Annotated in this window: 14 protein-coding genes; 4 read left to right on the top strand and 10 right to left on the bottom strand. The window is 37.3% G+C overall.

The features are described 5' to 3' along the window. Positions 1-5: 5 nt before the first annotated feature. From AACW45_RS22850 to AACW45_RS22820, 7 genes are all read right to left on the bottom strand, one after another. Positions 6-950: a class I SAM-dependent methyltransferase gene (locus AACW45_RS22850; protein WP_190635063.1), complete on the bottom strand. Its 945-nt coding sequence runs from the start codon at positions 948-950 to the stop codon at positions 6-8. A gap of 64 nt (positions 951-1014) precedes the next feature. Next, positions 1015-2880, bottom strand: coding sequence for a glycosyltransferase family 2 protein (locus AACW45_RS22845; protein ID WP_190635061.1), 1866 nt, complete (start codon positions 2878-2880; stop codon positions 1015-1017). 51 nt (positions 2881-2931) lie between these two features. After that, positions 2932-3876, bottom strand: a complete 945-nt coding sequence (locus tag AACW45_RS22840) for a class I SAM-dependent methyltransferase (RefSeq protein WP_190635060.1) — start codon at positions 3874-3876, stop codon at positions 2932-2934. A 36-nt stretch (positions 3877-3912) separates the two neighbouring features. Continuing rightward, on the bottom strand, positions 3913-4515 hold the full coding sequence (locus tag AACW45_RS22835) for a methyltransferase domain-containing protein (protein ID WP_190635058.1): 603 nt from the start codon (positions 4513-4515) through the stop codon (positions 3913-3915). A gap of 59 nt (positions 4516-4574) precedes the next feature. After that, complete coding sequence (locus tag AACW45_RS22830; RefSeq protein WP_190635056.1) at positions 4575-5903, bottom strand: ABC transporter ATP-binding protein; 1329 nt, start codon at positions 5901-5903, stop codon at positions 4575-4577. Between the two features lie 85 nt (positions 5904-5988). Beyond that, positions 5989-6846, bottom strand: a complete 858-nt coding sequence (locus tag AACW45_RS22825; RefSeq protein ID WP_199331214.1) for an ABC transporter permease — start codon at positions 6844-6846, stop codon at positions 5989-5991. Between the two features lie 209 nt (positions 6847-7055). Then, positions 7056-7832 (bottom strand): Uma2 family endonuclease, encoded by a 777-nt coding sequence (locus tag AACW45_RS22820; protein WP_190635054.1) that lies wholly within the window; start codon positions 7830-7832, stop codon positions 7056-7058. 183 nt (positions 7833-8015) lie between these two features. On the opposite strand from AACW45_RS22820, the gene petP reads away from it, so the two are divergent. The 4 genes from petP (at position 8016) to AACW45_RS22800 (ending at position 11100) form a co-directional block, all read left to right on the top strand. Further along, positions 8016-8210: a cytochrome b6f subunit PetP gene (gene petP, locus AACW45_RS22815; protein ID WP_096643805.1), complete on the top strand. Its 195-nt coding sequence runs from the start codon at positions 8016-8018 to the stop codon at positions 8208-8210. Between the two features lie 72 nt (positions 8211-8282). After that, positions 8283-9383, top strand: a complete 1101-nt coding sequence (locus AACW45_RS22810) for a Get3/ArsA fold putative tail anchor-mediating ATPase NosAFP (RefSeq protein ID WP_190635052.1) — start codon at positions 8283-8285, stop codon at positions 9381-9383. 195 nt (positions 9384-9578) lie between these two features. Next, positions 9579-10622, top strand: coding sequence for a chlorophyll synthase ChlG (gene chlG, locus AACW45_RS22805; protein ID WP_190635111.1), 1044 nt, complete (start codon positions 9579-9581; stop codon positions 10620-10622). Positions 10623-10812: 190 nt separating this feature from the next. Next, complete coding sequence (locus AACW45_RS22800) at positions 10813-11100, top strand: hypothetical protein (protein ID WP_190635050.1); 288 nt, start codon at positions 10813-10815, stop codon at positions 11098-11100. A 173-nt stretch (positions 11101-11273) separates the two neighbouring features. Here the strand turns inward: AACW45_RS22800 and AACW45_RS22795 are convergent, their stop codons facing one another. The 3 genes from AACW45_RS22795 to AACW45_RS22785 form a co-directional block, all read right to left on the bottom strand. After that, positions 11274-12227 (bottom strand): MDR/zinc-dependent alcohol dehydrogenase-like family protein, encoded by a 954-nt coding sequence (locus tag AACW45_RS22795; RefSeq protein WP_190635048.1) that lies wholly within the window; start codon positions 12225-12227, stop codon positions 11274-11276. 75 nt (positions 12228-12302) lie between these two features. Further along, entirely contained in the window at positions 12303-12884 is a 582-nt protein-coding gene (locus tag AACW45_RS22790) for a hypothetical protein (RefSeq protein WP_190635046.1), read from the bottom strand. 162 nt (positions 12885-13046) lie between these two features. Continuing rightward, the gene (locus AACW45_RS22785) at positions 13047-13853 is read right to left on the bottom strand and encodes an inositol monophosphatase family protein (RefSeq protein ID WP_190635044.1); all 807 of its coding nucleotides are present in this window, start codon (positions 13851-13853) and stop codon (positions 13047-13049) included. Positions 13854-13869 lie beyond the last annotated feature (16 nt).

Here is a 13869-nt window from a genome sequence, read left to right as displayed (position 1 = left end):
CAATACTAATTTTTTTGAAGCCAGATGCTTCCTCCCAAATTTTTCATACACAAAGGCATGTTATTCTGAAACCTATCTTGATAAAAATTTTCTAAGAATGTATTAAAAAATATTATTTTAAAAGCATTATTATATGATAAAAAAGCTCTCAATATATAATCTTCATTCCATGCCCTATTTTCATAAATCCATGTTTTTGGATACTCAAAAGGATAAAAAATATCATGAAAATGGATATAAACACCACTATTGATATATGGCAGGATTTTAAATAAAATATAGTTGACATCACTATTTACTTTAGAAACATGGGTCGAGTCAATAAATAGAATATCTCCGGCTGACAACTCGGAAAATTTTTCTAATCTTACATCTTGTAGCTGACTGGCAATAATTTCTATTTTGTCTATATCGCTATCTTTAATCAAAGATAAAAGAAGTTCTGGATAAGGTTCAATAAAAGTACAGGATATTTCATTCTGAAAATATAACTCATTGACATCTAAAGTAACACAAGACGAATAACCAGAGCCTACTTCAATTATTTTTTTAGGTTGAGCATATCTAATCATGCAATACAAACAAATTGCATCAGAGTAAGAATATGCAGGATTTTCAAAAAAGTATCGTAAACCTTCTTGTTTATTTTCTGCGAATGGTAGTTGCTGATAATACTGTTGGAACTTATCAAATAAAGCTAATTGTTCAGCTTCATTAAGATCAATACCTGGTAATTCTCTGTTAAGTTCATCAAAAATTTCCTGTTCTTTTAACTTAATTTCTTCTATTGATGGAATAGGAGAATAATAATGACCAGGCGGTACCCATAAGTTGAGTTCCAATTGATTTTTCTTTAATTGCTCTATTTCATTATTCAATCTTTCGATTTCTAATAAATTGTGATTAATTCCAGGCAATTTTTTCCAAATATTTTTGAATATTTTTTTCATAATTTAATAAACTTTGATTCTCAAAAAGCTTATTTATATAGTGAAAATCTGGTTAGAAGCAAAATTATTTATTTCGATTTAATTCTAAATTTCTCCGGCGTTTTATATTACTGTAGTAATAATAGAGAATTTTAATTAAATTTATTTTGAATAGAATAGACTTTAATCTATCTTTCCATGAAGATGGCACTTGAGCATTAAGAATCATGCGGTCATAGCTTGCTAAATCTCGATACAATTCCATAAATTCTGGAATGCTAAGAGTGACTATTAAGGATTTCTGCTTTTCTACGGCGATTGCATAATAAGAATCTAAAGTTTGTTTCCGTGTTAACCATTCATCAATGGTATCAGGAACTCGATACAAAGACGTTGTTTTACAAATTAACAAAAAATCATGATTTAAACAGTAGCGAGTCCATAAATTCCAATCTTCTAGATTCTCTAGAGATTCATCAAAACCTCCATAGTTATCGTACAATTTTCTATCAAATAAAATTGATTGTATGGGAATGTAATTATGATGCCACATTAAAGCTCTTGAAAATGGCTGCCGATAAATAGCGTTATATGAAGTTTCTAGATAATGCAAAGGTTCTTTAGAAATTACTTTTGTCGCCACTTCCCAAGATATTGAATATGTAGCTGCGACTTCTGGATGTGCTAACAATTCATTAACTAGTACTTCAATATGCTCTGCGAAAAATAAATCATCATCATCCAAAAATGCGATAAATTTACCAGTTGTATGAGCTAAACCAACATTTCCTGTATGACAACGCCCACGTTTTGGTTCGGCTTGATAAATGACTTTTAAATGACTAGTCTTGGCAACTTGCTCTATATAATCTTGAGCATTATTTGAGCCATCTTCTACAACTACCAACTCTATATTCGGGTAAGTTTGGTGCAAAACAGAAGTTACAGCTTCTTTTAGATAAGATAATCTTCCTTTATAAGTACGAATAATTACGCTGACTAAAGGAAGTGAATTATGGGGTTTATCGGTATAACGATAAAATGCGCCATCTCGAGTTAAACAATAGTCCCATTTATTAATTGGAAATAGCTTATTAGTTTGTTTACGGCTCAATAAAAAATATAGGGAGTTTTTTAGAATTTTTCCCATATTTTTAAGCAATCCTTGCCATTGATTGTCAATACAAGGTACTGCTAAAAATAATTTTAAATACATTAAAGGTATAACAGCTATTTGTCTTATAGAGCCATAACGTAGTCTGATATAGCTATTAGCTAATGTACTACCTAAAAACTGTAGACGTTTAACTTGATTAGGATATTCGTAAGTGTAATGCCAACATACAGATGCTGGACAATATTTAATCCGAAAACCATTATCTCTTAATCTGTAAGAAAGCTCTACATCTTCTCCATAAAGAAATATTTTTTCTTCGTATCCTTTAACATACTCAATAGCAGAACGTCGAAACAGAATACAAGCATGAGCAGACCAATAGGTTTCTAGAGTTACAGGATGATAATATTTAGGATGTTCAAAAGGTTTTTGACGGAATTCCCAAGAAGCAACATCTTCATCATCTGCAATTGCTGTATTTACAGCGTTAATTATGGCATCTTTTTCAAACTCTAAATCAACATTAGAAACTAAAAAATAAGGAGATGTACTTTGGGCTAAATTATAGTTATGTCCGCAACCAAATCCTAAATTAGGACGTTCAAATATTTTCAAACTATGAAAATAATCTGCGTATTTATCTAAAAATAATTTACATAAAGTGATTGTGCGATCGCTTGATTGATTATCTGTGATTAATATATTAATTAATTTAGTAGGATAACTCTGCTCTAAAAGACTTTTAAAAAAATTTTCAATCCATTGGGCAGAATTATAAGTAACAATAGAAATATCAAGCAAAGGTAAATTTGGAGGGGGTTGTAATGTATTCAAGCCTATCTCCTTATAATAAAATTATGCTTGTTTATCAGAACAAAATATACACTAACTATTCTCTTTATTCCAGCCAAAAACTTTTTTTAAAGTAAACCATGCTTTTCTCAATTTCCAAAATTTGCTGCTTTCCATACCGCTAATAGTGGATTGAGTTTGTATTAACTGAGACTGTGCTAACTCCAGCGCTGCTTGTGTAGACTCTAATTGAGATTGCAATCGCTTTGATTTATTAACTAACTGGGAATATTCTTCCTTTAAGAAAGCATATTTTTCTTCTATGGGCTGAGGATCTGCACGAATAATAAATTGTAAGGTATCAGCATCTTCATCACTTTCCATTTGTTTAATAATATCGCTACTAAATTCTTGCTTGTTCAGTTTAGGTAATAACATACTATCAGAGAAGATTGCCATCTTTGTACGTTCAATGGAATTAATCCAATAACCTGAAGAATCAAACATATCTTCCAATGTTTTTTTGGTGAAAAATCTGAGGTGAGTATTATCTAAAATGCCAAATTCCATGTATTCAAATTTACCTTGCAGCAAAGATAAGCGAATGGCTGCATGGGCAATATTTGGTATAGAAGCAATCACATAACCATCTTTTTTGAGAATTTGCTGAGTTTCTTTTAAAACTTTCCAAGGATTCCTGAGATGTTCTAATATATCTCCAAACACTGCTACATCAAACTTTTGGCTTGGTAAGATGTCCTTAACAGATACAAAATCGAGATCGGCTACTATAACTTGTTGACAGTAATTTGCAGCTACTTTTGCTGCATCTGCATTGATTTCAACTCCTGTGACTGTACAGCCTTTTTTTTGCAGTAAATGTGCTAGGTAACCTGTTGCACAACCAAAGTCTGCAACTTCCTTACCTTCTCCAACAAAGTCTAAGATTTTTTTTAAACTACTATTTTCATCCAGAGAATTCTCTGTAATCTCTTCAATATCCGGATAATTTTTTTCCCAGTTCTTGATATTTTGCATAATAAATCATATTGAGAATAAATGTCATTTATGACATTATTTAGCACCAACAAGTTTATACAGTAGCCAGTGTTTAATCTGATTTTTTAACAGATTTTTTGGAGATAACTTCGGTTTTTTAGCAACTAACACCGAATCTTGCCATCTATCGCTACCATCGGCATAATTAAGGCTTTCCCACTGTGTAGAAACATCTAAGACTTCTAGTTGAGCAAACCGAGCTAATGCTGAGAATCCATCTGGGTAAAATCGCCAACAATCTACAGGATATCTATGTTCATAGCCACCAGCAGGCGCAATGATGCAGCATAAACCATCTGCTTTTAAAACTCTAGCTATTTCTAGAGCAGTAATCCAAAAAAATTCGATGTGTTCAAAGGCTTGCCCGGAGATTAACACATCTATAGAATTACTTTTAATCTCTTGCCATTGATAGGGATTTTTCAATACTATATCAACGTTGTTTCCTCCTTGCATATCTGCACCATAATATTGCCATTGAGGTACATTAAAAATCGGTTTGTAAGAGCCATTAATATCTTGACTACCTATATCTAAAATTTTTAAATTTTCGCTTTCTCTATTGTTTAAATATTTATTTTTAAAATTTAACATTTTATCCAGTGAGCTTTGATGCATATATTCACCTTATATAAATTTATTTAATTGCCTAATTTGTCTAAAATATCTTCTATAATTTAGGATATTTTGATTGCTTCCGTCTCCATATTAATATCTATGAGTGCATGAATTTTTTTGCCTGTATTGGGAGGTAATATCTGAAATACCATTGCATTATCAATCCAGTCATACATTACTACTGAGTCATTTTCTGTAACTGCTACCGTGACGTTGTATGAGCCTGGTCTTAAGGGTAGAGGTAATTTAAATTTTACTACTAATTCATTTCCGATATCTATAGTGCCTAGATGAGTATTTTCTTCTAGGGTATTACTACCAATCAATTCATTACCATTTTTGTCACAAATAAAAAAACCAACGATGCAATTTTGCAGTTGAGTAAAAGCCTTAATTTTTACCATTAAGGTAACTTTATCATTAAAGCTAAAAATAGGGCTATCACCAGCATCTTGCCCTAAATTATCCAACATCTTGACTTGTTCAATCACGGCTTTACCGCTACCCCGGCGCTTTAATTGAGCTTTAGGTTGCTGACTTAATAATTCATCATCAATATTTAAATAATTTAAATCTTTAAGATTGAGTTTTTGATTTTCTGGCGTTGACTCGTTAATATGTGTATCTTTGACTGGTTTTTCTAAATTTAACTCTATATCAGTAATCAATTTTAGATAATCTATAATAACTGCATTGGGTAATCCTGAAGTATGGATTTTACCTTCATGAATCATGATGGCTGAATTACATAATGTTTTAATAGCTCCTGGATCGTGAGACACAAATAAAGTAGTCACACCAGAGTCCATTAAACTGCGCATTCGTCGCATACAACGATGTTGAAATACTACATCACCAACGGCTAATGCTTCGTCAACAATTAAAATTTCTGGCTCAACATTTACTGCTACTGCAAATGCTAAACGTACAAACATACCGCTAGAATAAGTTTTCACAGGTTGATCGATAAAATCACCAATATCAGCAAATCCAGCGATTTCATCAAATTTGGCTTCAATTTCTTTTTGACTTAATCCTAATAAACGTCCATTAAAAAATACATTTTGTCTACCTGTAAACTCTGGGTTAAACCCGCTACCAAGTTCTAGTAGTGCAGAAATGCGTCCTTTAACGTGAACTTCGCCAGTTGTTGGCGTAAGTGTACCAGCGATGATTTGCAGTAAGGTACTTTTTCCAGAGCCATTTCTACCAACAAGTCCTACAGTCTGTCCTTTGGGAATATCTAAATTGATATCACGCAATGCCCAAAATTCAATGGCTCGGCTCTTTCCTGGTATGAAAACTTCCTTGAGTCTATCTACAGGTTGAGCATAGCGCTGAAAGCGTTTTGAGACGTTTTTTAAGGAAATAGCTATTTCTTCTGTCATGCTTCTGCTATCAACTCTCAAAACTGGTACATACTGTTTTTCATCGTTCGGTACACTTAACTACAATAATCAATTCACCAGTATTTTACAATACATCGGCAAAGGCTGGACGCAAACGTTTGTATACTAAAAACCCACTGAGAAAAGTTACAGATGCAACTATTGAGGCTACGCCCCATTCGCCCCAATGTTTCACTTCTCCAACTAAAATTAAATCACGATAAACTTCTGCGATCGCAGCTATGGGATTTAACCACAGTACCCAACTCCGCCATTGTTCGGGAATCTGGGATGCTGGATATACTAAGGGTGTTGCATAAAACCAGATATTTAATATCACCCCTAAAGTCTGAGGAATATCTCGCAAAAATACTGTTAATCCTGCTGCTAAATAACCCAATCCAGCAGTTAACAATAATTGTGTTAACCAAACCAAGGGTAACAGCGCCAAAGTAGTATGTAAAGTGTGAGAATTTAAGGCAACAAAAAAAATTAACGCCATTAACCCAAAAGAACTTTCAATAAACGTAGATAAAATTGGGACTAAAGGTAATAAAGATAAGGGAAAAACTACTTTTTTAACTAAATTTGATTGGATGACTACTGAATTAGCAGATTGTAATAGTCCTCCTGTAAAAGCAATCCAAGGTAGTAAGCCGGCAAACAACCACAAGCCAAAAGTAAAGTTATTTTCTGGTAAAGTTTTTAGACTTAATTTAACTTTTAATACTATGGAAAATACGTATGTATAAATTAGTAATTGCGATAACTGATTGAGCAAAGGCCATAAATTGCCTAAGACAGAACCTTTATATCTCGCTTCTAAATCTCGTCTGACTAAAGTTCTCAATAAATCAAATTTTATCCAGAGTTTTTCATTTATTGGAAGAATCCGCCTCAGTTTTTTTGATTGACTGATAAATTCTCTAATTGTCTTTAGCAATTCTTGCTGCCTCGCTCGCTATCTACATATTCCATTGCTATTCATGAAGCTAATTAGCTATGAAAGTTCCTTTAGCGTTTTGAACACTATCAATAATACATTACTCAAAAATAGCCTCCTAAATTAACTGGGCAATTGTACTCTGAATAAACTATTAAAGCAACTTGATGATAATTACCTCTGTTAACTTTTGCGGAAAATCTGAGGAATTAACTTAAATTATCGGGGTCAATACCAAGCGATCGCAAATAATCTGCCAATTTTTCAGCCCGTTGGCGTTCCTGTTCAGCCCGTTGGCGTTCCTGTTCGGCTCGTTGGCGTTCCTGTTCGGCTTGTTCGGCTAAGGTTGGTAGCCAACCTTGAGAATTATACCAACGCAACCATAAACCTGTTGTCTGTTGGTAAGTGCCTTGCCATAATCCTAATCCTAATTCCAACTCTGCTAACCAAAAGCGGTTCTCTGGTAGAGGTACAGCTTCATAACGATTGCCAATCAGTTGAAAAATGCGGAGAATATTGTCGTAGCGGTCGTAAACTACATAGTAAGGTATTCGCAAAATGCGTTCATAAACTTCCCATTTAGTTGGTGGCTGATTAACTTCTCTAAGTGTTTTGCCTAAGTCTTCTTGTTCTGTACCTGGTGAGAGTAATTCAACTACTAAAAATGGTGCAATACCCTCTTGCCAAATGACGTAACTTAAGCGTAAGTCTTGCTGTTGGCTAGCACTAGCTACCCCTAATACCATGTACCAATCAGGTCTTTTGTACCATAAAGTATGGCGGGGGTCGTAGTAAAGATTTAAATCGCTAGCTAGTAAAATTTCTGTTGCTGAATAGTTGGTAGGCTGACAAGTCTCAGTGAGTAAATCAGCTTGAATACAATGAAATTCATCCGGCAATCCTGATTCCCCTATTACTTCACTGGGTAAATCATACATTGTCGGCATGGTTTCTTGAGGCGAACGTGGCGGATTTGGATCGTACATTGCTGCTAATTAATGATGGCAAAATAATTGCTAAGGGAGTTTTTATTATTTTAGTCATTAGTCATTGGTCATTGGTCATTGGTCATTTGTCCTCCTGATTCCCTTTCTATTGCTGTAAATTTATGACAGAAGAGGTACGGATTCAGTTAAACTGAGACTTGGTTTATTGCATTGTATCTAGGCATGGAAATCGGACAGAAGGTTAAGGTAGTTCGTTTGCGCGATCGCGTATCTCCCCCAATTGTGAAAAGATTAGGAGAAGTTGGCACAGTTTTAGGCTACAAAGTCACCGATGGTAGCGGTGTGGGTGTAGTAGTGCAATTTGACGATAATTCATCGACTTGGTTTTTTGAAGATGAATTGAGAGTCGTACAGTAGGCGGAAGTTAAGAAGATTTGCCGAGTGCTAAGTTGGAATTGACAACAATCGGCGGTAACTGGAAATCAAGTCATGACCTTTATATTGACATTTTTGGGCAAAAGCGGCATTGCTCGTACCAAAATTGCGATCGCATCTGCTAAATTATTGGCTAGCCAAGGTAAGCGCGTACTTTTAGCCGGACTTGCAGAACCAGCATTACCTATTTTGCTGGATACTACTCTCACATCCGACCCTCAAGAAATTGCTCCTAATTTGCAAGTAGTACAGTTTCAAGCATCTGTACTGCTACAACGCCAATGGGAAGAAGTCAAAAAGCTTGAGGCGCAATACCTCCGCACACCAATTATCAAAGATGTTTATGGTGAGGAATTGGTGGTATTGCCAGGGATGGATAATGCCCTTGCTCTGAATGCAATCCGTGAATATGATGCTTCTGGCAAATATGATGCGATCGTTTACGATGGTACAGGTGACGCTTCCAGCTTGCGGATGTTGGGATTACCAGAGTCTTTGAGCTGGTATGTACGCCGCTTTCGCCAATTATTTGTTAACTCCGATTTAGGTAAAACAATTGCCGAATCGCCCTTGATTCAACCGTTGATTAGCACTTTGTTCAATTTTAATTGGACAGCAGACAACTTCGCTCAACCGACTAATCAAGTCAATAATTTCCTAGAAAAGGGTAAAGCTGCTGTGGCTGACCCCCGGCGGGTTGCGGCTTTTTTGGTAACTACACCAGAACCGATTGAGGTAGCTAGCAGCCGCTATTTGTGGGGTAGCGCACAGCAAATTGGTATTACTGTTGGTGGTGTGATTGTTGTCTCTGCTGACGGTAACCATAATGTCACAGAGGAATTTAACCCCTTACCGATTAGTGTAGTACCTGATGCACCGGCTGGTGAATGGCGATCGCTCATCGATGCCCTACCAGACTTTGCACAAGAAGCACTAAAAGCACCAAAACCCATTGAAATCGATGTTCACAACCGTCAGGTACGCTTATTCCTGCCTGGATTTGATAAAAAGCAAGTCAAGCTAACCCAGTACGGGCCAGAAGTGACAGTAGAAGCCGGCGACCAACGGCGCAATATTGACCTCCCACCCTCATTAAGTGGTAAATCTATCACTGGAGCAAAGTTTCAAAATAGTTATTTGATCGTTTCGTTTTAACTTATAGATATCGGGGACTAGGGGCTAGGGACTAGGAATTTTAGATTTTAGATTTTGCGAAAAGTCGGAGCGCCGGCTTCCGGCGATCTGAACTTTTCAAGACGGATTTTAGATTTAAACCTAATCCAAAATCCAAAATCCAAAATTGAATTGCCCCATGCCCCATGCCCCATACCCTATGCCCAAATTTATCTTATGTCTGATTTAACTCCCATTACTCCCAATTCTCAGCAAGCGGAAGCTATAGATTCTGTTAATCCCAGCGAAGAAATTACAACCGTTGCCGATGATCGCAGTGCGAAAACTAGACAACTATTGGGGATGAAAGGCGCAGCACCGGGCGAAACTTCTATTTGGAAGATCCGATTGCAATTGATGAAGCCTATCACCTGGATTCCCTTAATTTGGGGTGTAGTTTGCGGTGCGGCTTCTTCTGGTAACTACACTTGGACGTTGGAAAATGTGCTGAAAGCTGCGGCTTGTATGTTGCTTTCTGGCCCTTTGCTAACAGGTTACACCCAAACCATCAATGATTTTTACGATCGCGAAATCGATGCGATTAATGAACCTTACCGTCCTATTCCCTCTGGCGCAATTTCTGTACCCCAGGTAATTACGCAGATTGTTGTATTATTATTATCTGGAATTGGTTTAGCCTACGTCCTAGATTTATGGGCTGGGCATGATTTTCCCAATGTCACTGTACTGGCTATCTTTGGTACATTTATTGCCTACATCTATTCAGCACCACCCTTGAAGTTAAAACAAAACGGCTGGCTAGGTAATTATGCTTTAGGTGCAAGCTATATTGCTTTACCTTGGTGGGCTGGTCATGCTTTATTTGGCGAACTGAATTGGAAAATTGTGGTGCTGACCTTAGTTTACAGCTTGGCTGGATTAGGGATTGCCATTGTTAATGACTTCAAGAGCGTAGAAGGCGATCGCCAATTAGGGTTAAAATCACTACCTGTAATGTTTGGTGTCACTACCGCAGCCTGGATATGTGTAGTGATGATTGATGTCTTTCAAGGATTAATTGCTGCCTATCTAGTTAGCATTCATGAAAATTTATATGCAGCAATTCTGGTACTGTTAATCTTGCCACAAATCACTTTTCAGGATATGTATTTCTTACGCGATCCTTTAAAGAACGATGTCAAATACCAAGCCAGCGCCCAACCTTTTCTAGTATTGGGAATGCTTGTGGCTGGTTTAGCTTTAGGTCATGCTGGTATTTAAGTTATACATCCTGAGCTAGACGTTAAGAGTTGGGGGTTAGGAGTTAAAATTACTTCTAACCCCTAATTTTTAATTAGGCCAATTTCAGGAATGTTTGCTGATCAGAGTTGACTGTCTAGGGGAAAGACAACCCCTAACTAATCAAGCTGTTGCCAGATTTTTTAAGTTGGCATTAATATGAGAAATTGCCATGCTCCAATTGATTTCTAATCTGATTCATGGAATTCAACCTTTTTTAATTCCTATTTGCTTTGTGACTGCTTGGGCTGTAATTATTCTCGGTGCTTTGAGTCTCTGGACTACTGCACGAGATAGCGTGAATCGAGCCAAGCAAATGCATCAAATACCTTGTACTAATTGCCAATTTTTTACTGCTGATTATCGCCTCAAATGCACAGTACATCCTTCTCGCGCCAATACAGAAGAGGCGATTGATTGTACCGATTATCATGCGAAAACCAATCCTATGTTTTATTGATGGTTGACGGTTGACGGTTGACTGTTGACTGATACCAAATTGCAACATTTAAAACCGCGCAAGCAAGGGCGGGGAAACCCCGCCCCTACGAAAATGTTAATTACGTATCACAATGTGGATTGGTATGACAACTGACAACTGACAACTGACAACTGACAACTGACAACTGACTATTAACCAATTTCTAACAAAACTTTGAGAACTCCTCGAATCTGAGCATGTGCAAAAGCTGCTAAACCTTCGCTGAGTTGGTAGCGAGCTTGAATTAATGGTTGTACGTCTACTTGTGCTGTGGCGAGTAATTGCAGTGCGGGTGCAAAGGGGCCGCAACGGGAACCAATCAGAGTGATTTCATCTACCACCAAAGACGAAGCATCTAAGCTGAGGTTCCCTGCATAGGTACTTTTCAATACTAATGTACCTCTAGGACGTAAGGCGCGACGAGCGATCGCAAATCCTTCGGGATTTCCTGTACATTCTACAGAAATATCGAAATATCTATCTTTAACAGCAGTAGCTAAACCTGTTTTAATTCCTCGCGCTTCTAGATTAGCAAGTTTATCTTGATGACGCCCTACTGCTAACAGTTCACAACCTGTAAGCGCTATTGTTTGCGCTACTAGTTGACCAAGTTTACCATCTCCTACTACCAATACTCTATGATTAGCGCCTAACTCTACCTGCTGCTGAATTTCTAAAGCTGCGGCTAAGGGTTCGGTAAATGTTGCTACTTCTGTAGGCACATTATCGGGTACAGCGTGTAGATTTGCGATCGGTAAACAGAGATATTCAGCAAAAGCTCCGTGACGATTGACAATACCTAATACAGTGCGATTTTCACAGTGAGTTGATTGTTGACTCAAGCAAAATCGACAATGTCCGCAAACAGCGTTAATTTCACCGACTACTCGCTGATTAAGTAAGTTTTCTGGCCCTTGTTCAACAACACCAACAAACTCATGTCCTAAAATACCACTGTAGGGATAGTAGCCTCTGAGCAATTCTAAATCAGTATTACAAATCCCCGCCCGCAAAACCCTGACAAGGGCTTCTCCTGGTGGTGGTTCGGGAGTGGGAATATTAGTACGTAATTGTAATTGGTTGTTTTCGAGCCAGAGTCCTTTCATCAAAAACCTCCGCGAAACCTCAACAGAATAAATTAAGTTGAGGCGCAAACATCATAATTTAGTATAAAATCACTCTCACTCTTTCTGCAGAATTGTCGTGTTGGTAATGTTGTAGGAATTAGGGTGAATTTTGCTTAACCAAGTTATTAGGTCATCTCCATGTACTGCAATCTCATTTCCTAAGGTTTTAATATAGAGAAGACCGTCGCTAATATTTAAATCTCGAATAGGATACCATGCATTTCTTGTACGGATGAGCAATTCTAAGGGAATTCCCAATTGTTGAGCATATTTACGATATTTCCACCAAGCACGCCACAAAAAAACCGATTTAGTACCGTGCATTTTATAACCATTAGGTACTTGGCAGTAACGATATTCATAGAAACTGCGACGATCCAATTCACCTGTAAGAATATAGCTATAGTCAGCTAGTACCTCATTTATAACTTCCCAGTAAGATGAACTGGCATTAATTAAGAATACTGATGGTGTATAAGTTAATTCGGCGGTTGCAATCACACCCTCTGTTTTGGCCATGAGTTGGGTGCTTTGATAGACTGTTTGCGCCGTTAAAAAAGGATTTGACAGTAAAACTTCTTGTTTTTGGATGGAGTTATAAACAAAGACTCGCATCAATTCTAAATTAGACAACATAGTTTTTTTTATACTCGGTGTCTCACCGCAATATTATGGGAGTGACAACACAGTATAAATTAGTTACAACTAATTGAATTAATTGGAAATATAATTAAACCCTTGTTGGTTAAGGGTTAGAAGGTATATTTGAGTACTTTAATTTTTTGGCTAGGAGATTACCTAAATTTTGACATTCGCCAAAAATGGTGTGAACACAGGCACTAATTCCGAACGACTAACTACCAACGTAGGAAAAGAGCGATCGCTATAATCTTCTCCAGTTATCAGGGGAAATGGCTCTGTTTTTAAAGATTTCCAAGTAGCGCCAGCCGCTTGCACAATTACCCAAGCGCCTGCTAAATCCCAAACTTTGGGTGTAGCTTCAATCCCTCCCAAAGTCGCACCAGTCGCCACAGTCAGGAAGTTATAGCTAGCTACACCCAACATGCGAATTTTACAGGGAAAGTCTGGTTGCATCGCTGCCGTACTGCGAGAACAAAGATTAAAAAAGTGATTATTGCTGGGAGCATCAGGACTAGAATGAATGGGGTGATGATTGAGAAACGCCCCTGTAGGCGTTGCTAACCCAGAATTACCTTGCCAAAAACCATGAAAAGTTTGATTCAGTGGTGGCGCGTAGACAAAACCGAAAATTGGTATTCCTCGATACAGCAGCCCCAAAGAAATCGACCAAATAGGAATGCCCCTTGTAAAGTTAGTTGTACCATCCAACGGGTCAATTACCCAACACCATTCTGTACCAGGAAAAACCCGATCTGCTTCTTCACTTAAAATCCCGTAGCCAGGAAAAGTAGAAGCGATCGCATCGCGCAGAGTTTGATCCGCCCATTTATCAGATTGTGTCACCAAAGTGCCATCAGCCTTTTGTGAAGCCTGCACCCGCCCAAAATCTTGCATTAATTGCTTACCCACCTTAGCGGTGGTAGTTTGGGCAAAATCGAGAATTGTCTGCCAAAAATCGTTCATGAATCAGGAGATAAGG

This window comes from Calothrix sp. FACHB-168 (assembly GCF_963889195.1).
Classification (GTDB): domain Bacteria; phylum Cyanobacteriota; class Cyanobacteriia; order Cyanobacteriales; family Nostocaceae; genus Aulosira; species Aulosira anomala_A.
The sequence above is the reverse complement of the archived record's forward strand: the minus strand, read 5'-3'. Positions and strand labels throughout refer to the sequence as shown.